We start from the raw sequence: 17,360 nt of genomic DNA, 5'->3' as shown, positions 1-17,360 counted from the left end.
CGACGACGCCCCGGCAGGCCCGACGGTACCGACTCAGTGCTGCTTCGCAAGTCGCCGGGCCTTTCTGGGATGGCAGGCCCCGGGCCCGGCGCACGTGGTTGCGCACCGGGCCCGGGGTCACCGTGGAACTCAGGCCTTGATCTCGGCCGGGGTGTCGGAAATGACGGTGCCCCGCCGCTTCGACACCACGATCGCCGCCACGATCACGGCGACCGCGACCAGCGAAATGATGATGCGGACCGCGGTGTTCTCGTCGGGACCGATCGAGAACTGCACGACGGCCGGCGCGATCAGCACGGAGACCAGGTTCATCACCTTGATCAGCGGGTTGATCGCCGGGCCGGCGGTGTCCTTGAACGGGTCACCGACGGTGTCACCGATGATGGTGGCCTCGTGCGCGGCCGAGCCCTTGCCGCCGTGGTTGCCGTCTTCGACGAGCTTCTTCGCGTTGTCCCACGCGCCACCGGAGTTGGCGAGGAAGATCGCCATCAGGGTGCCGCAGGCGATCGCGCCGGCCAGGTAGCCGGCGAGCGCGCCGGTGCCCAGGCCGAAGCCGACCGCGATCGGGGCGAAGACCGCCAGCAGACCCGGCGTCGTCAGCTCGCGCAGCGAGTCGCGCGTGACGATGTCGACGACCTTGCCGTACTCGGGGCGGGTGGTGCCCTCCATGATCCCCGGGATGTCGCGGAACTGGCGGCGGACCTCGTAGACGACCGCGCCGGCGGCACGGGAAACCGCGTTGACCGCGAGGCCGGAGAAGAGGAACACCACGGCCGCACCGATGATCACGCCGACCAGCGTGTTCGGGCTGACGACCTCGTTGATGAACGACTTCGCCGCGTCGAGACCGGTGACCACCCCGGTGCCCATGCCGGACAGTGCCTTCTGGATGGCGTCCGAATAGGAACCGAACAGCGCCGTCGCGGCGAGGACCGCGGTGGCGATCGCGATGCCCTTGGTGATCGCCTTCGTGGTGTTGCCGACCGCGTCGAGCTCGGTCAGGATCTGCGCGGCCTTCTCGTCGACGTCACCGGACATCTCGGCGATGCCCTGCGCGTTGTCCGAAACCGGGCCGAAGGTGTCCATCGCGACGATGACGCCGACCGTGGTCAGCAGGCCGGTGCCGGCCAGCGCCACGGCGAACAGCGCGACGCCGCCGCCCAGCAGGTAGGCACCGAACACGGCGGCGCCGATGACGAGCGCGGTGTACACAGCGGACTCGAAACCGACCGAGATACCGGACAGGATGACCGTCGCCGGGCCGGTTTCCGACGTCTTGCCGACGTCCTTGACCGGCTTGTACTCGGTGCCGGTGTAGTAGCCGGTCAGCTTCAGGATGATCGCCGCGAGCACGATGCCGATGATCACCGCGATGGTCGCGATGACCGCCGGGTTGCCGGCGTTCTCGTAGCCGGCGCCGAAGTCGCGGAAGCTGCTCGGCAGGTACACGAACGCCGCGATCGCCGACAGCACCGCGGAAATCACCGCGGAGATGTAGAAGGAGCGGTTGATCGTGACGAGACCACCCTCGCCCGGACGCGCCTTGGTGATGTAGACACCGATGACGGCGGTGATGACACCGATGGCCGGGACGATCAGCGGGAAGATCAGGCCGTGCACGCCGAAGGCGGTGCTGCCCAGGATCAGCGCGGCGACGAGCATGACGGCGTAGGACTCGAAGAGGTCAGCGGCCATGCCGGCGCAGTCGCCGACGTTGTCGCCCACGTTGTCCGCGATGGTGGCGGCGTTGCGCGGGTCGTCTTCCGGGATGCCCTGCTCGACCTTGCCGACCAGGTCCGCGCCGACGTCGGCGGCTTTGGTGAAGATACCGCCGCCGACACGCATGAACATCGCGATCAGCGCGGCGCCGAAGCCGAAGCCTTCGAGCACCTTGGGCGCCTGGCCGGTGTAGACCAGCACGACGACCGCGGCACCGAACAGGCCGAGGCCGACGGTGATCATGCCGACCACGCCACCGGTGCGGAACGCGACGCGCATCGCCTTCTCGCGGCCGCCCTCCTCACGCGAGGCGGCGGCGACCCGCAGGTTCGCCTGCGTGGCCAGCCACATGCCGAGGTAGCCGATCGCGAACGAGAAACCCGCACCGACCAGGAAGAAGATCGAACGGCCGATCTTCTCGTTCCAGTCGTCCGCGGGAAGGATGAAGAGCAGGAGGAACACGATCACGCCGAAGATGGCGAGGGTGTTCCGCTGCCGCTTGAGGTACGCGGCCGCGCCTTCCTGCACCGCCTTGGCGATGTCCTGCATCTTGGCGGTGCCCTGGCCTGCGGCCAGCACCTCCTTGAGCAGGACGTAGCCGATGACGAGTGCGGCAAGCGCGACCACGGCGACTACACCGACAATCGTGTAGCCACCTCCGGAGAGGGCGATATTTCCGCCGCCCTCCGCGAGGAACTGCCGTGACATTCGTCCTCCATGAGACGTCGCCGTGCGCCAGCGTCGACGGCAAGCCGAGGGTTCGACACGGCCGGCGCTGGCATGGACCCTGTACCGAGCGACACGCTAGCCGGGCAGCAATGCACGTCTCACATGACGCTCACCACAGAGGGTGTGGATTGCGGGAGTGTATTGGTATCGCAACCAGCGTCTTCACGCCGTCCCGGGGACGGTACATTCCGTTACCTTGTGAGCCTCCTCACTTGAACGATCACTCTGATGCCGATCCGTTGGCGCAGCTGGGGATGGGCGGAACTGTCGGACCCCTGTGCCAAGCTCGGCAGGTGGACGAATCACGTGGGCAGCGGCTGCTGAGGCGGGTGACCGCCGGCATCCCGTCGCGCGAGCACCCGGTCACGCACGTGGCGGACCTGCCGGGCCGCGCTGCGCGCTACGCAGAGTGGCCGTCGTGGGTGGATCCGGCGGTTGTCGCTGCGCTGCGTGACTGCGGGGTTTCGGCTCCCTGGGCGCACCAGGCCGAGGCGGCTTCGCACGCGTACGAGGGCCGTCACGTCGTGGTCTCGACGGGCACGGCGTCGGGCAAGTCGCTGGCGTACCAGCTGCCGGTGCTCTCGCGGCTGGCCGCGGGCGAGAAGGCGAACGCGCTGTACCTGTCGCCGACCAAGGCGCTGGGTGCGGACCAGCTGCGGTCCGTGTCCTCTTTGGACGTACCGGGGGTGCGGGCGGCGTCGTTCGACGGGGACACGCCGATGGCGGAGCGCGACTGGGTGCGCGCGCACGCGAACTGGGTGTTCACCAACCCGGACATGCTGCACCGCGGGATCCTCTCGGCGCACGGCCGGTGGGCCACGTTCTTCCGGCGGCTCAGGTACGTGGTGGTGGACGAGTGCCACAGCTATCGCGGCGTCTTCGGCTCGCACGTCGCTTTGCTGCTTCGCCGGCTACGGCGGGTGGCGGAGCACTACGGCGCTTCGCCGGTGTTCGTGCTCGCTTCGGCGACGACGGCTTCGCCGGCTTCGTTCGCTTCACGGCTGACGGGCGTCTCGTGTGTCGCGGTGACGGAGGACGCGTCGCCTCGGGGGGCGCGCACGGTGGCGTTGTGGGAGCCGCCGTTGCTGGAGGAGCTGACCGGGGAGAACGGCGCGCCGGTCCGCCGGCCGGCCGGCGCGGAGGCGTCGCGGATCCTCGCCGACCTGGTGGTGGAAGGGGCGCGGTCGCTGGCCTTCATCCGGTCTCGGCGGGGCGCGGAGCTGGCCGCGCTGGGAGCGCGTCGCATATTGTCCGAAGTGGACTCTGCGCTGGCGGAAACCGTTGCGGCGTACCGGTCTGGCTATCTGCCGGAGGAGCGTCGCGCGCTCGAGGCGGCCTTGTTGTCGGGTCGTCTGCTGGGGGTGGCGACGACGAACGCGCTGGAGCTCGGCGTCGACATCGCGGGGCTGGACGCGGTGGTGCTGGCCGGCTACCCGGGCACGCTCGCGTCGTTCTGGCAGCAGGCCGGGCGGGCGGGCCGGTCGGGCGACTCGGCGCTGGTGGTGTTCGTCGCTCGGGACGACCCCCTCGACACGTACCTGGTGCACCACCCGGCGGCGCTGCTTTCGCGGCCGGTCGAGACGGCGGTGCTGGACCCCGCGAACCCGTACGTCCTGGCACCGCAGCTGGCGTGCGCGGTGGCCGAGCTGCCGCTGACGGTCCCGGAGCTGGAGGTGTTCGGCGGCGCGGCGGCCCAGGAGGTGCTGGCCGAGCTGGCGGAACAGAAGCTGCTGCGACGCCGGTCGAGCGGCTGGTACTGGACTTCCCGGGAGCGGCCGCACGCCGAAGTCGGCATCCGCGGAACGGGCGGCGAGCAGATAGCGGTGGTCGAGTCGGACTCGGGCCGGATGCTCGGAACGGTCGACCCGGGCTCGGCGTGCTTCGCGGTCCACCCGGGCGCGGTGTACCTGCACCAGGGGTCGTCGTACGTCGTCGACGAGCTGGACCTGGAGACGGGGCTGGCGCTGGTGCACGCGGAGAACCCGGACTGGACGACGACGCCGCGCGAGGTCGTGGACATCTCGGTGCTGAGCACCCAGGAGAAGCAGGACTACGGCGGGGTGAGCATCTGCCTCGGCGAGGTGGCGGTGACGTCGCAGGTGGTGGGGTACTTACGGCGGCGGCCGTCCGGGGAGGTGCTGGACCACACGGCGCTCGATTTGCCGGAGCAGAGCCTGCGGACGCGAGCGGTTTGGTACACGGTTTCGACGGAGTTGCTTGGACCGGCTGTCGGTGGTGGGAAGGGCTGGCGCGGCGGTTCGCGCGGTTCCGTGGCTGCGGTCGGCGCCGAGGCTGCGGAGGAACCGGGCGGCGAGGCCGGCTTCGCGGACGGCTCCGGCGCGGGCGGCTCCGCGACCGCGGCTGGCGATTCGATCGAGGCTGCGGCCAGCGCCCAGGCTGTAGGCGATCCGGGCGGCGCGCCCCGCTCCGCGGCGGCCAGCGCCCAGGCTGTAGACGGTCCGGGCGGCGCGCCCCGCTCCGCGGCGGGCTGCGGCACTGTGGGCGGCTCGGCGACAGTCAGCGCTGAGACTGCGGGCGGCCCGGGCAGGGCGTTCGGCTCCGCGGTGGACTCCGGCACCGTGAGCAACCCGGGCGGTGCGCCTGCCTCCGCGGCGACGGACAGCTCCGGTGGTGTGGGCGAGCTCGCGGCGGCCGGGAGTTCGGCCTCAGCCGCCGGCCACTCCAGTGCTGCCGGTGGCTCCGGCATTTCGGGTGATGGCGAGGCGGGGACCGGGGGCCATCGGGTGGGGACCGAATCTGCGGGGCCGGTGGGGACCGGGGAGGAGTCCCTGGCGAGCGGTCGGGGGCCCGCTCACGAGGGTGGCAGGACACCGGGGGGTGCCGGATTGGTTCCGGCACGGGTCCCCGGTGCCCTGCATGCCGCCGAGCACGCGGCGATCGGCCTGCTACCGCTGTTCGCTACGTGCGACCGGTGGGACATCGGCGGGGTGAGTACCGCGTGGCACGAAGACACCGGGGAGGCGACGGTGTTCGTGCATGACGGGCATCCCGGGGGTGCGGGATTTGCCGAACGCGGTTATGCCGCGATTGTCCCGTGGCTGGCCGCAACGCGGGAGGCGATCGTCTCCTGCGAGTGCCCGACGGGATGCCCGTCCTGCGTCCAGTCGCCGAAGTGCGGGAACGGCAACGAGCCGCTGGACAAGGCGGGGGCAGTGGCCGTTCTGGACACCGTGCTCGGGGCGTTGCGTCAACACGGCGCCTAGGACGGCCACATGGTGGTTCATGGAGTTGTGTCCTGCTCCGCCTCGCCCGGGCTGGGACCGGCCGGCGGCGGTGGTGCGGGTGGTTCAGGCCGCGCTGGTCTGGACCAGCTGCGGGGCGCGCTCGCCGGCGAGGGCTCGCACGAGGACGTCGTGCACCTCGGCGGCGTCCGGCAGCTGCCAGCCGCACACCTCGGGCTTCACGCGCCAGTGCACGACACCGTGCTGGAACGGCGAAGGCGGCAGCGGGATGTAGCTGTCCTTGCCGTGCCACTGGATGGCGGCGCGCTCGGCCAGCTCGGCCGGAACGCTGTCGGCGACGGTGGTGAGGAACAGCCAGCGGCCGTTCGGCAGCGCGATGATCGGCGCGGGGTGGCCGATGGCGCGGAGGAGGCGGCAGGCGCGCTTGCCGAGTTCGTCGTCGACCTCGATGGCGTCGAGCACGGTGCCGGTGGCGACGAGCAGGCTGTGCGTGCGGTCGGAGAACCAGGTGGCGACCTCGTGGGCGTGGGTGCCCAGCTGCTCACGCCAGGCGTCGCTGGCCGGAACGGGACGGCGCCAGGTGAGGTCGTCGCCGTCGGTGAGCGGAGCGGGGTTGACGCCCGGGAGCACCGGCCAGCCGCGCCAGGCGAGACCGATCGCCTCCGCCCGCAGTTCGATGCGGAAGGCGCCGCGCCAGCTGTCCGGCCAATTCGCGTCCAACATTGTCTTTCCTGCCTTCAAGGTCCGGTTCGCCGCGACCCCGCTAGACCCTGTCGTGGTGTCGCACATCTCACTTAACGGCAAGTTGCACATTGCCCGGAACCCCCGCGCGACAACCGGTGGTTACGGGGCGATGAACGCCCAGTGATCCATACGGCCCGACCGAACACCCGGGCGCGGATGGGCGGTAAACGGCAACCACACACGGACCGTTCGTCGTGCGAAAGCCCAGGATCCTTCACGTTTCGGAGGCGCGGCCGGCGGCCGGGAAGCCGCCCTTCGGCCCAGGTGAGCAGCGGATTCGACCGCTCGCCGTGCACCAACGACCGCTGCCCGTGACAATCAGCCGCTCATCGCGAGGCCGGACGGATCAGCCGGTCATCGCCGCATACCGACCGGTCGGCGTCCGGCGAACGGCGCCGTGGGCGCGCGACCGGGAGAGCCGCCGGCCGGCGACGGCGGTCGGCCTGCGGGCGGGCGCGGTCTTCTCCGGCGGCCGTCAGCCCGCGAGACCGGCGCTGTCACCTCGGCCACCACGATGGTCGGCTCCTGAGGCCGGCGTGGAGGGCACGGTCGTCAGCCTGCGGGGCCGGCGCGGGCGCGGGCCGAGGGGTTGGGCAGGCCGATGAGACCGGGGCTTGGGGCCTCGACCTCGACCAGGGCATCCAGCTGCTGCCATCGGCAGGTCATGAGGGTGACCCCCATCTGCTTCGTCACCCACCTCGCGCGCTCGCACGCTCCGGTCGGGCCTTCCGCCGCGTGGGAGGCCGCTGCGAGGGCGGCCAGGTCGGCCGCCGACTCGGCTCGGTGGCGGGCTATGACGGCCGCCGCCAGCCAGCATGCCAGCGCCGCCACTCCCGCCAGTGCTGTTACTGACAGCGCTGTCCAGATCGTGGCTACTCCGCTGTCCCGTCCTTGTGCCGGTGGTTGCCGGTCAGCCTGGGGCATCCGTCGCCTCCTCCGTGCCTGGCTCGGCCACTGCGTAGGCCGTGGCGTTCAGGTGCACCGCCGGGAGGAGGCCGCCGGCTGGGAGGGCCGTCACCTTCACCTTGATGGTGTCGCCGACCTGCTCGAACGTCAGGTTCGCGCCCGGTGGGGCGATCTGGTGGACCGCCGCTGCGGCCTCGTGGGGTTGGCCCCTCGCCAGCAGCCGGGCGGCCTCGCGGGCCGCGTCCGTGCAGCGCAACTGGCTCGTCAACGCCGTGAGGCCCGCGATCAGCAACACGGTCACCACCGTCAGACCGGCCAGGCCGAGCGCCGCCTCGACGGTCACCGAGCCTTCGTCACGGCGGCTCATGACGGCACCGACAACGCCTTCATGACCAGATTCGTCAGCCACGAGACGACCGAGTCTCCGGTGAGCAGGGCGTAGAGGACAGCGGCGAAGGCCGCGACTGCGACGGTGACGATGGCGTACTCGACCGTCGTGGAGCCGTCGTCCGAGCGGGGTCGGCGGCGGAACGTGCGCATGAGGATTCCCTTCGGTTCGTAGTCAGAGGAGGGGGCCGAGCCGTCCGGCCAGGCCGAGGACGACCGGCAGCACGCCCAGGCAGAAGAAGGCAGGCAGGAAACACAGGCCGACCGGCAGGGCCAGGGCCACGCCGGCCCGTTCGGCGCGCTCCTCCGCCTCGGTGGCCAGCTCGTCGCGGATGCGGGCGGCGAGGTCGCCGGCCGATGCGGCGAAGGCTGCGCCTGAACGTGACGTCCGGATCGCTGCGGCCACCAGCTCGCCGAGGCCCGGGATCGTTCGCACTGGCTCCCACGCCTCGTTGGGCCGGGAGCCGAGGGCGAGCAGTCCGGCGGTGGAGCTCAGCGCCGCGTCGACCGGGGTGGGCGCTGTGCCGGCCACGGCGTCGAGGGCCGATGGCACCGGCAGCCCGGCGCGCAGGCAGGCGGCGAGGAGGTCGAGGGTTCCTGCCAACCGCAGCCTGGCGGCGATGTCCGCGGCCGGTGGACGCGGGCGGCGGGTCCGGCGGATCGCCCACCAGCCGGTCGCGGTGAGGATCGCGCCCACGACCGCGCCGGTGATGCCGCCGATCAGGACCGCTGCCGAGGCGCCGCCGAGGGTGGCCGCGATGTGCGGGATGGCTCGGTGCCACTTGCGGGTGCGGTCGGGTTCGGGGGTGCCGGTCAGCCAGGCGAATCGCCGCGCGGCTGTGTTGTCCGGCCAGGTGAGCAGGGCTCCGGCGAGAAGGAGGAGGGCGGTCGCGTTCATCGGGTACGCGCCCGTCCGGTCAGGGGGCGGCGGCAGACCGCGCCTGCTGGTGGCAGGGCCGCTCCCGGCCAAGGTGGGAACGCAGGCACGTTCACCGCAGCGGCAGCCGTCCGGTCAGCGCATGGAACCGACCTCGACCAAGGTTGCGCTGCGGCCGCGTTCACCGGGCACGCACCAAATCCGGTCAGGGCGTGACGGCAGACCGCGCCTGCTGGTGGCAGGGCCGCTCCCGGCCATAGTGGGAACGCAGGCGCGGTCACCGCAGCGGCAGCCGCCCGGTCAACGACTGGAACCGATTCCGGCCGAGGTTGTGCTGCGGCCGCGTTCATCGGGCGCGGACCTTGCTCGTCAAGGAGCGGCACCAGGTCGTTCCTGCCCAGAGGAGGGCGCTGCCTGTTACCAACAGGACTTGGCCCGGGATGCTGTCTGTCAGTACCGGGAGCGGAGCTGCGCCCATGAGTTGTCCGAGCAGCACGCACAAGGCCGGGAGGGCCGTCAGTACCGCCGCGCTTGCCTGGGGGCCTGCCAGCTTTGCCCGGGCTCGGCGGGTGAATGCCAGGGCCGCTTCGGCGTCTCGGCGGGTTGCTTCCAGTACGTCGGCCATCGGGAGGCCGTGGCGCCTGGCCAGCTTCCAGGCCGCTGCCAGTTGGGGAAGGGCCGGTGCGGTCGGTTCCGTGTCGAGGCGGGCCGCTGTTGCCAGGGCTTGGAAGTCCGGTGCCAGCGAGGGGACGGCGGACGCTGCTGCTTCTGCTGCCGTTACCGGGTGGGCTCCCGCTCGGAGCTCCGCCACCATTGTCCGCAACGCCGATGCCGTGTGTGCCGCCGTTGTCAGGTCCGCGGTGGCTCGGTGGTGGGCTCGCCACTCCTGGCTCCACGCCAGCGTCAGGACGCCGGCCGCGATGGCGCCGCCTGGGCCGGCGAGCAATCCCGCCAGTGCGAGCGGGAACAGCCAGCGGAGGGTGCGCCACACGCCTGGGATCCGGGTCGTCGCCGGTGGCTCGAGTGCGGCCTGGAGGCGGGTCGGTGCCGCGGGCCAGCAAGCCAGGGCCGCTCCCGCGCACAACGGGACCCATGGGGTGATCATCGCTGCCTCCTGATCAACACGGAGATGTGGTGGTGAAGAGGTGGCGGTCGACCGTCCAGCGGCCCGCGCGCCACACCGGCACGACCCGGGCCCGGCCGCGCTCGGTGCGGAGCACGCCCACCTCCGTCAGGCGTCGGCGGCCGCTTGGTTCGCGCCGCATGTGCAGCACCACGCGGATCGCCGCGACCAACTGGCTGTGCACCGCGTCGCGGCCGAGGCCGCCGAGGGCCGCCAGCGCCTCGATGCGGGCCGGCACCTCGGCCGGGGAATTGGCGTGGACCGTGCACGCGCCGCCGTCGTGGCCGGTGTTGAGCGCCGTGAGCAGGGCGCCGACCTCGGCGCCGCGGACCTCGCCGACCACCAGCCTGTCCGGGCGCATGCGCAGCGCCTGGCGGACGAGCTCGGGCAGGCCCACCGCGCCCGCACCCTCCACATTGGCCGGACGGGCGACCAGGCTGACGAACTGCGGGTGCGCCGGCCGGAGCTCGCCGGCGTCCTCGACGCAGACGATCCGCTCGCCCGGGTCGACCGCGCCCAGCAGCGCGGCCAGGAGTGTGGTCTTGCCCGCTCCCGTGCCGCCGGTGACGAGGAACGCCAGCCGCCGCGAAACGACGGTCCGGAGCAGGTTCGCGCCGTCGGCGTCGAACGCGCCCAGTTCGCCGAGGGTGGTGAGGTCGTGCGTCGCCGGGCGGAGGATGCGCAGGGACAGGCACGTGCCGCCGGCCGCGATCGGCGAGAGGACGGCGTGCAGGCGGATACGGCCGTGGGGACCGGAGCCGGGGAGCCAGCCGTCCACGTACGGCTGAGCGTCGTCGAGGCGCCGTCCCGCCACGAGGGCGAGGCGCTGGGCCAGCCGGCGGACCGATTCTTCGCCCTCGAAGCGGATGCCGGTGCGCTTGAGGCCCGCCGGGCCGTCCGTCCAGACCTCGTCCGGACCGGTGACGAGCACGTCCGTGGTCGCCGGGTCCTCGAGGAGCGGGGCCAGTGGACCGGGGCCGACGAACTCGTCGCGGGCCTGGCGGGCCGCGTCGAGCGCGGCGTCGTGGCCGAGGACGCCGCCGCCTTCGGCGCGGACCGCGGTCGCGACGGCGACCGGGTCGGCCTGGCGGCGATCGCCGGCGAGGCGGTTGCGGACGCGGTCCACGAAGTCGGTCGTCATGAGTTCATCGCCTTCGTCGGGGGGACGCAGGCTGTGACGCGCGTGCCGGAGCCAGGCGAGGACGCCAGCAGCGTCGAGAAGTTCGCCGCGCTCCGGGGACCTCTGGTCGTCAGGTGCAGGACCGTCGGGAGCAGGAGCTCGCCCACGGCGACCGGGCGGCTCGAGGGGCGGAGGCCGGCGGGCGCGGTCATCGGGACGCCGCCCGGGCTTCGCTGCGGACCGCCGTCAGCACTTCGGCCGCTGCCGTGGCCAGCGGACCTGAGGGCTTGGCCGGGAACTCGCCGCGCTCCACGTCGGCCGCCAGGCCGCGCTCCGGGGGCATCGCGGCGAGCAGGGGCGGGCCGAGGAGGGCCGCCGTCCGGGCGGCGGACGCGGCCCTCGACCGTCCACACGCGACCACGCCGAGGCGGGCCGTGAGATCCGACAACCGGCGCAGGACCTGCTTCGCCGCCAGGCACGCCCGGACCTCCGTCGGCACCACCAGGACCACCATGTCGGCCACCGCAACCGCTTCCGCGGCCGCGCCGCCGAGGGCGCGGGGCAGGTCGCACACCACCGTGCGGCCCGAACGGCGGCCCGCGGACACGACCGCCGACAGCGATTCGACCGCCGGCCCTTCGCCCTCGTTGCCGCACGCGAGCACCGGGAGGCTGCCGCCGCGATGCCTCCGCCGTGGCAGGACCGCCGCCAGGGACGACACCGAGACGCGGCCGCTCAACCGGACGTCCGGCCAGCGGGGTCCGGGCGTCTTTTCCAAGCCCAGCAACACATCCAGACCGCCGCCGAGCGGGTCGCAGTCCACCAGCAGGGCGCCGCCCTGGTCACGGTCGGCCGCCAGCGCCAGTGCCGCGGCGAAGACCGACGCGCCCGCGCCACCCCGGCCGCCGACCACGCCGAGCACCAAGCCGGCTTCCTCCGCCGGTGTCTCGACGACGTCGGCGAACGTGCCGGCGAGCTCGGTCTCCTCGTCCGGCAACGAGATCACGCGCTCGATGCCGCAGCGGAACGCGTGCTCCCACGTCGCGGTGCCCGGGCTGCCCTTGCAGACCAGGACGACCCCGCCGCGCCGGGGCAGTACGGGTGCCAGCCGCACGGTTTCTTCGTCGAGCACCACCAGTGGTGCCCTGGCCCAATGCCCGCGGGCCGCGGTCAGGTCCGGTGCCCGGTCGAGCTCGCAGCCCGCGACCGCCGCCACGCGCAGTATCTCGTCGAGCACGGTTTCGTCCGCGGCGACCACCAGCGGTCGTTCCCCCGTCATGCGTTCCTCCCCCGTCGTCGGTGCGGGCCTTGGGTGGCCCGGCTTCCACCGTCGGGGGCGGGGGTGGGGCGGCGCAACGGGGTGGGTGGCCGGTTGTGGACAACCGGGGTGTTGTGGACAACTTGGGCCCGGGGAGCCGCTCGCGAGCCGGTTCTGTCGGTGGGCTGTGGCAGGATCGCGCCCGCCCGCGACGCACCTGCGACGGAAATGGGCGCGGATATCCGCATCCGGGTTCGATCACGATCGGCGTCCGGCCGGCGACGGAAATCGCCGAAGGTAAGAGGAAGGCAAGAAGATCGAGGCCGCCGGAATCCGTTCGCGGAAAAGAAAACCGGCGAAGGCAAACGGAAGGTAAGAGGGCGGCCCCCGCCAGGGGGGAGGGACGGGGGCCGCCGTGGGTTCAGCCCCGGGGGGTCGGACTGAACCGGCCCGGTTGGACACCGGGCTCCCTCACTGTAACTCCGCCGAGCGCCGGTTCGCGCGCCGGGCGAGGCACACAGTTCGGTAACGGCACGGCGCGCCCGAAGTGCCTGCCTGTCATGGATTTTCCGCCCGCCGCGACGCGCGCGTGGTGGATCAACGGGACGTGCCGCGATCAAGCTCCTATCCTGGGCGGGTGGCCGAACCGAGCAGCGCGCCGTCGCGCATCCGGAAGCCGGGCCCGGAGCACGCGGTGGCCGCGTTCTTCGACCTGGACAAGACGATCATCGCCTCGTCGAGCGCGCTGGCGTTCAGCAAACCGCTGCTGAAAGAAGGATTGATCAACCGCCGTGCCGCATTGCGGAGTGCGTACGCGCAACTGGTGTTCTCACTCGCCGGCGCCGACGAGAACAAGACCGAGCGCCTGCGCGCCGAAGTTTCCGCGCTGTGCGCCGGCTGGGACGTCGCGCAGGTTTCCGCGATCGTGCGCGAGACGCTGCACGACGTCGTCGATCCGCTCGTGTACGCGGAGGCGGCGGAGCTGATCGCGCGCCACCGCGCGGACGGGCACGACGTGATCGTGCTGTCGGCGACCGGTGAGGAGGTCGTCGCGCCCGTCGCGGAGATGCTCGGGGCGAACCGGAGCGTCGCCACGCGGATGCAGATCGTCGACGGCCGCTACTCCGGCGAAGTCGACTTCTACTGCTACGGCGCCAACAAGGCCGTCGCCGCGAAGCAGCTCGCCGCCACCCACGGCTACGACCTCGCCGAGTGCTTCGCGTACACGGATTCGAGCACCGACATCCCGCTGCTCGAGGTCGTCGGGCATCCGCACGCGGTCAACCCGGACAAGCTCCTGCGGCGGGAGGCCCTCGACCGCGGCTGGCCGATCCTGGCCTTCGAGCGGCCGATGTCGCTGCGCACCCGGATCCCCACCCGATCGGCGGGAATCGTGGCGCTCGGCGTCGGCGCGGTGGCCGCCGGTGCGACCTGGTACGGCATCAGCCGTCGCCGACGGTCCCGGTAGCCGCACGACGGCCACCCACACGGCCGTACGGCTGCCACTTTGCCAGGCCCAGCCCCGAATTGTCCGTCGCGCAGGGTGCCGATGTCACCCGATTCAGCCTCTGTACCGGTGCACCCGTCCGCGCACTTGAAGTGATCCGGCTCACGGCGTAGAAAGTAGGTGCGGACGTTCGGTCGGCCAGGGAGCAGGTAGAAGAGAAGCCTGTTCCACCCCGGCAAACCTCCGTGCGCGGACTCCGGGTACCCACGCGCAGCGCGCCGCGGGAGGCTCGTCGTCTAGGGACTGCGTAGTGGGACGCCACACGCCGAGTCCATGTAGGTACGACCAGAGTTGCACGCTTGGTCGCCCGAGAAGTTCGCGCTTTGCAGGCGGCGCCCGTGGCCATTGGCTACGGGCGCCGCCTCGTCTATTCGGGGGGTCGGCACCGCGGGCCTGCGTGCGGAATCGGGCATCACGCGTGATCAGCCGGGCATCGGCCGTGATTGGCGGGGCATCACGCGTGATTGGCGGGTCGACACGCGTGATTGGAGGGTCGACACGCGTGACTGGAGGGTCGACACGGGGCGTCACTCACGTGATTGAGCGCGGGACTCGGCCTTCACTCGTTCGGCCGCAGCGTGGGGGCGCTTTCTTACCGATCCGGGTACGACTGGCGCGTTCGTGCGGTCGGTCGATGGACAGCGCCGGATTCGGTGAGTAGCTTCCCGATACTGGCGCCTCCGAGTGGACTTCTGACGTCCTGACCGGCGCCCGCTACTTCTGGGAGGCTGGTCGTGACGACCCGAAATCGGAGGTTCCATGCGCTCGCCCTGCCCGTTGCGGGGGTGCTCGCCCTCACCGGTGTGGGTGTCGCGACCGCGGCGAGCTCACCCGCGGTGAGCGCGGAAGCCGCCGCGACGCAGGCGCTGCGTGGCCTGACGCTCGAGCAGAAAGTCGGCCAGCTGTTCGTCACCTGGGTGAACGGGAAGACCGCCGACGAGGTCAACCCGAAGAACCGGACCGACTTCGGGGTCGACACCCCGGCGCAGGTGATCGAGAAGTACCACCTCGGCGGGGTCATCTACTTCAACAACGACTCCCGCGACAACTTCGACGACCCGGTGCAGGTCGCGAAGCTGTCCAACGGCCTCCAGCAGGCCGCGGTGACGAGCGGGGCGCACATCCCGCTGCAGATCGCGGCCGATCAGGAAGGGGGCACGGTGACCCGGATGGGGGCGCCGGCCACCGAGTTCCCGAACTCAATGGCCATCGCTGCCGGGCGGGACCCGAACCGGGCCACCAAGGCCGCCACCATCCTCGGGCACGAACTGCGGGCCGTCGGCATCAACCAGGACTTCGCGCCCGACTCCGACGTCAACTCGAACCCGGCCAACCCCGTCATCGGCGTGCGCTCGTTCGCCGGGCAGCCCGGCCTCGCGAGCCAGTTCGTCGCCGCCGAGGTCAAGGGTTACCAGGACTCCGGCCTGCCGACGAAGACCGTCGCCGCCACCGCCAAGCACTTCCCCGGGCACGGTGACGCCGCCACCGACAGCCACACCGGCCTGCCGCGGATCGACCGCACCGAACAGGCGTGGCGCGACATCGACGTGCCGCCGTTCAAGGCCGCCATCAAGGCGGGCATCGACGCGATCATGACCGCGCACATCCAGTTCCCCAGCCTCGACCCGTCGCTGGAGCCCGCGACGCTGTCGAAGCCGATCGTCACCGGGAAGCTGCGGGGCGAACTCCACTACAACGGCGTCGTCATCACCGACTCGCTCGAGATGCAGGGCGTGCGGGAGATGCACAGCGACGCCGAGATCCCCGTCCTCGCCCTCAAGGCCGGTGTCGACCAGCTGCTGATGCCGGTGCACCTCGACGTCGCGATCAACTCGGTCCTCGCCGCCGTCAAGTCCGGGGACATCCCGATGTGGCGGATCGACCAGAGCGTGCTGCGCGTTCTGAAGCTCAAGTTCGAACGCGGCATCCTGTTCTCGCCGTTCGTCGACCCGAACCGGGTGATGCAGACGGTCGGCGTCCCGTCCAGCCTCAAGACCGCGCAGGACATCGCCGACCGCGGCATCACGGCCATCGCGAACGACGCCGGTCTCCTGCCGCTGACGCAGAAGCCCGCGACCGCGCTCGTCACCGGCTGGGGCGTCTCCACCACCGCGTCGCTGGCGCAGAAGCTGACCGCCCACGGCACCGCCGCAACGGCCTACCAGACCGGCCAGGCCCCGACCGACGCCCAGATCGCGCAGGCCGTCGCGAACGCGGGGAACGCGGACCTGGTCGTCGTGCTGACCAACAACATCGGCGCGTTCCCCCGGCAGACCAAGCTGCTCGACGCCCTCCAGGCCACCGGCAAGCCGGTCGTCGCGGTCGCCGCGCAGATCCCCTACGACGCCGGCTACCCGACCACCGTGAAAACCTGGCTGGCCACCTACGGCTACATCACGCCGACCCTGGAGGCGCTGGCCAAGGTCATCCTCGGCGAGACTAAACCGGTCGGGAAACTGCCGGTGGACATCCCGGCGGGCGCCGACCTGAAGACCGTGAAGTACCCGTTCGGCCACGGGCTGACCTGGTGAACCTCAACCGGCGCCACTTCCTCGGCGCGAGCGCGCTGGCCGTCCCGGCCCTGGCCGGCGGCTCGGCCGTGGCCGGGGCACACCCGGAGCAGGCCGAAAGCCACGGACGCGTCCTCACGGGCGCGGAACAGCTGGCCGCGCAGGGCTGGCGTCCCCTGAAGGGCCGCAAGCTCGGGGTCCTGTCCAACCCGACCGGCGTGCTGCTGAACGGCGACCACATCGTCGACTCGATGGTCGCGGCCGGCGTCAAGCCGGTCGCGGCCTTCGGGCCCGAGCACGGCTTCCGCGGCAGCGCGCAGGCCGGCGGCTCCGAGGGCGACTACACCGACCCGAGGACCGGCGTCCCGGTGTACGACGCGTACGGCGTCGACGCGACGAAGCTCGCTTCGCTGTTCACCAAGGCCGGCGTCGACACGGTCGTGTTCGACATCGCTGACGTCGGCGCGCGCTTCTACACCTACATCTGGTCGCTCTACACCGCGATGGCCGCCGCCGCGCAGACGAACGCGGCCCTCGTCGTGCTCGACCGGCCGAACCCGCTCGGCGGCCGCGCGGCCGGGCCGGTACTCGACCCCAAGTTCGCCTCCGGCATCGGGCGGCAGCCGATCGCCCAGCAGCACGGCATGACCGTCGGCGAGCTCGCGCGCTTCTTCGCCGGGGAGTTCCTGCCGGACGCAAAACTCCAGCTCGACGTCGTGCAGGTCCGCGGCTGGCAGCGCGACACGCTCTTCGCGCGGACCGGGCTGAACTGGGTGCTCCCGAGCCCGAACATGCCCACGCCGGACACCGCACTCGTCTACCCGGGCACCGGGATGTTCGAAGGCACGGTGTTCTCCGAGGGCCGCGGCACGACCCGGCCGTTCGAGATCATCGGCGCGCCCGGGCTCGACTGGCGCTGGCGCGAGAAGCTCGAAGGCGAGCGGCTGCCCGGAGCGAAGTTCCGCGAGACCTACTTCGTCCCCACGTTCAGCAAGTTCGCCAACCAGACGTGCGGGGGCGTGCAGGTGAGCGTCGAGGACCCGCGGGCCTTCGACGCGATCCGGACCGCGGTCGCCATGATCGTCACGGCGAAGGCGCTGCACCCGGACGTCTTCGCCTGGCGCCCCGACAACTACATCGACAAGCTGTCCGGGTCCGACCGGCTCCGGACCATGGTCGACGCCGGCGCGGGCGTCGACGAGGTCACCGGGGCCTGGCGGGCCGAGCTGGCCGAGTTCGACCGGAAACGCCGCCGCTACCTGCTGTACCGCTGAGGG

At 71.8% G+C, this 17,360-nt stretch carries 12 protein-coding genes; 4 read left to right on the top strand and 8 right to left on the bottom strand.

Annotated elements, in window-relative coordinates; genetic code table 11:
* Positions 1 to 129 precede the first annotated feature (129 nt).
* On the bottom strand, positions 130 to 2,427 hold the full coding sequence (locus tag AB0J55_RS16070; protein ID WP_364248427.1) for a sodium-translocating pyrophosphatase: 2,298 nt from the start codon (positions 2,425 to 2,427) through the stop codon (positions 130 to 132).
* Positions 2,428 to 2,777: 350 nt separating this feature from the next.
* On the opposite strand from AB0J55_RS16070, the gene AB0J55_RS16065 reads away from it, so the two are divergent.
* Complete coding sequence (locus AB0J55_RS16065) at positions 2,778 to 5,672, top strand: DEAD/DEAH box helicase (RefSeq protein ID WP_364249509.1); 2,895 nt, start codon at positions 2,778 to 2,780, stop codon at positions 5,670 to 5,672.
* A gap of 84 nt (positions 5,673 to 5,756) precedes the next feature.
* On the opposite strand, the gene AB0J55_RS16060 is transcribed toward AB0J55_RS16065, so the two are convergent.
* The 7 genes from AB0J55_RS16060 to ssd form a co-directional block, all read right to left on the bottom strand.
* Positions 5,757 to 6,374 carry a bifunctional DNA primase/polymerase gene (locus AB0J55_RS16060; protein WP_364248425.1) on the bottom strand — a complete coding sequence of 206 codons (618 nt, stop codon included), beginning with the start codon at positions 6,372 to 6,374 and terminating at the stop codon, positions 5,757 to 5,759.
* 573 nt (positions 6,375 to 6,947) lie between these two features.
* Complete coding sequence (locus tag AB0J55_RS16055) at positions 6,948 to 7,319, bottom strand: Rv3654c family TadE-like protein (protein ID WP_364248423.1); 372 nt, start codon at positions 7,317 to 7,319, stop codon at positions 6,948 to 6,950.
* Positions 7,306 to 7,644, bottom strand: coding sequence for a TadE family type IV pilus minor pilin (locus AB0J55_RS16050; RefSeq protein WP_364249506.1), 339 nt, complete (start codon positions 7,642 to 7,644; stop codon positions 7,306 to 7,308). The genes AB0J55_RS16055 and AB0J55_RS16050 overlap by 14 nt, the downstream gene beginning before the upstream one ends.
* Positions 7,645 to 7,664: 20 nt before the next feature.
* Complete coding sequence (locus tag AB0J55_RS16045) at positions 7,665 to 7,841, bottom strand: DUF4244 domain-containing protein (RefSeq protein WP_364248421.1); 177 nt, start codon at positions 7,839 to 7,841, stop codon at positions 7,665 to 7,667.
* A 22-nt stretch (positions 7,842 to 7,863) separates the two neighbouring features.
* Positions 7,864 to 8,586 carry a type II secretion system F family protein gene (locus AB0J55_RS16040; protein WP_364248419.1) on the bottom strand — a complete coding sequence of 241 codons (723 nt, stop codon included), beginning with the start codon at positions 8,584 to 8,586 and terminating at the stop codon, positions 7,864 to 7,866.
* 1,097 nt (positions 8,587 to 9,683) lie between these two features.
* A complete protein-coding gene (locus AB0J55_RS16035) occupies positions 9,684 to 10,829 on the bottom strand; it encodes a TadA family conjugal transfer-associated ATPase (RefSeq protein WP_364248417.1) in 1,146 nt (381 codons plus the stop codon).
* A 187-nt stretch (positions 10,830 to 11,016) separates the two neighbouring features.
* Complete coding sequence (ssd, locus tag AB0J55_RS16030) at positions 11,017 to 12,087, bottom strand: septum site-determining protein Ssd (RefSeq protein WP_364248415.1); 1,071 nt, start codon at positions 12,085 to 12,087, stop codon at positions 11,017 to 11,019.
* Between the two features lie 616 nt (positions 12,088 to 12,703).
* Here ssd and AB0J55_RS16025 point away from each other — a divergent pair.
* The 3 genes from AB0J55_RS16025 (at position 12,704) to AB0J55_RS16015 (ending at position 17,357) form a co-directional block, all read left to right on the top strand.
* Positions 12,704 to 13,534 (top strand): HAD family hydrolase, encoded by an 831-nt coding sequence (locus AB0J55_RS16025; protein ID WP_364248413.1) that lies wholly within the window; start codon positions 12,704 to 12,706, stop codon positions 13,532 to 13,534.
* Positions 13,535 to 14,358: 824 nt separating this feature from the next.
* On the top strand, positions 14,359 to 16,104 hold the full coding sequence (locus tag AB0J55_RS16020) for a glycoside hydrolase family 3 protein (RefSeq protein WP_364249503.1): 1,746 nt from the start codon (positions 14,359 to 14,361) through the stop codon (positions 16,102 to 16,104).
* Positions 16,101 to 17,357, top strand: coding sequence for a DUF1343 domain-containing protein (locus AB0J55_RS16015; RefSeq protein ID WP_364248411.1), 1,257 nt, complete (start codon positions 16,101 to 16,103; stop codon positions 17,355 to 17,357). Before AB0J55_RS16020 ends, AB0J55_RS16015 begins: the two co-directional genes overlap by 4 nt.
* Positions 17,358 to 17,360 lie beyond the last annotated feature (3 nt).

Origin of the sequence: Amycolatopsis sp. NPDC049688, assembly GCF_040674975.1 — a bacterium.
Taxonomy (GTDB): Bacteria; Actinomycetota; Actinomycetes; order Mycobacteriales; family Pseudonocardiaceae; genus Amycolatopsis.
This window is presented reverse-complemented; position numbering and strand designations above follow the sequence as displayed.